The 1,661-nt window shown below is 67.6% G+C and carries 2 protein-coding genes; both read right to left on the reverse strand.

Features of this window, described 5'->3' with window-relative positions; genetic code table 11:
- Positions 1-92: 92 nt before the first annotated feature.
- Positions 93-293, reverse strand: coding sequence for a hypothetical protein (locus RM445_RS31930; protein WP_311560592.1), 201 nt, complete (start codon positions 291-293; stop codon positions 93-95).
- A gap of 282 nt (positions 294-575) precedes the next feature.
- Entirely contained in the window at positions 576-1,328 is a 753-nt protein-coding gene (locus RM445_RS31935; protein WP_311560593.1) for an MEDS domain-containing protein, read from the reverse strand.
- Between the last annotated feature and the right edge of the window lie 333 nt (positions 1,329-1,661).

A 1,661-nucleotide genomic window follows, 5' to 3' on the forward strand; every position in this document is an offset into this window, starting at 1 on the left:
GGAACCGGAACACACGGCTGGAAAACAGCCCTGAATACGCTCGTCGTCCTCTTCCCCGGACGACTTCCTCTGTGATATTTTAGCCAGATTAGTCACCCGTGGCTTACACGGGAATCGTGACAGGCTCGCACCGGTTCGCTGCCGGCGAGCCCGCCGCGCACGAATCGCGGCACCTCGGTGAGGTATTGCTCGCCGTCGTCGTAGAAGTACGCCTCATGCTGCAGGCCATGACGGTTGTCGCGTGCGAGGCCGTCCGGCTCACGCGCGCTACCTGGAGCGGGACCGGCGCCCACGCGGGGCTCCCCCTTCACCGATCACACACCAACGCGTCCGCCCCCGTCCGCGACGCTCAGCCCGACCGTCTCGCCGTGCGCCTATTGAGTCACGGGTCGGATGGATCCAGGCCGACGCGTCGAGATGGGGCCGCGCCCGCGCAGAGGGCGTCGTCGCAGTCGTACAGCACCGCGCGTGCAGTGGCCCACTCAGGTAGTCGGCGCCCCGACTGTCGTTGCTGCGCCCGCTCATGCTGCTGTATCCGGTCATGCTGCTGTATCCGGTCATGCTGCTGTATCCGGTCATGCGCCGGCGTCTCGCTTGCTGACCTGCAGTACCCGGTGGCCCAGCGCGCCGGTCGCGGCGAGAATCTTGGCCAACACACCATCGACGCCTACCAGCGTCAGGGGCAGTTCATCGGGTCGGAGGGCGTCGGTGGCGGAGACGAGCGCGCGGACCACCGCGACGTCGCAGAACTCGACGGCGGAGGCGTCGATGGTGTGTATGCCTGCTGCCAGTGCGGTCCGCACGACCGGCACGAAACGGTCGACGTTGCTGAAATCCAGCTCTCCGCGCACCCACAGTCGACCATCGATCACCTCGGCCGACCACAGTACGTCGGTGACCTCGCGGAAATGTACCGTCAGCATGTCGTCGAGCAGCCCCGGTTCCTCCTCAACCGGGTAGCGGCACAGCGATCGCACCCCGGCCTCGCCGGCCAGCCGCTCGAGATCCCGCTCATACCCGGCCAGCTCGGCCTCGTCCCGAGTGATCGTGTGCATGGCCGCGGCGTCACCGGTCAACGCCAACCCGGCGAAACCGTCCCGCGTCGCCTTTCGCAGCTGGTCCAGGTGCAGCGCATACAACGCGTCGTGGCGGCCACCGGTGTCGGCCCGCAGGTCCGTCGTGTCGGCCAGCTGCACCTGCCCCGAGGACAACACGCCCGGGTCTACACCCGCCGCCGGCAACGACGCTCTCAGCACCGCTCCGGCATCCTCCGTCGGCGCATGCTTGTACACCACGCGCTCCCGCGGCCCATCGCCTGCGCAACCCACGCGGCCACCACAAGGTGATCCCGCGAGGCGGACTCTGGAACTAGCAGGCTATGCATCACACCCGTCCACACGGTCCCGACCCGTCCACCGGCGGCACGCACCACCACCAGCGGCCAACCCGGCCCACACTCCTCCCGCATCGGCAGCACCCAACTCACTACCCGCATAATGCACCATCGCCCGAACGAGCACGCCGGCCGCTCTCCGCGGGAGTGTCCGACGAACGGTGTAAGTGTCGTCCGGCATTTCAGTTGCTCGACGGGTTGATGCGTCCGTCGAAGGTGATGGCGAAGGCGTTGAGAGCGGCCTTCCATCGGATGACCCATCGTGCCC

The sequence above is a fragment of the Pseudonocardia charpentierae genome, assembly GCF_031845345.1.
In the GTDB taxonomy this organism is placed as follows: domain Bacteria; phylum Actinomycetota; class Actinomycetes; order Mycobacteriales; family Pseudonocardiaceae; genus Pseudonocardia; species Pseudonocardia charpentierae.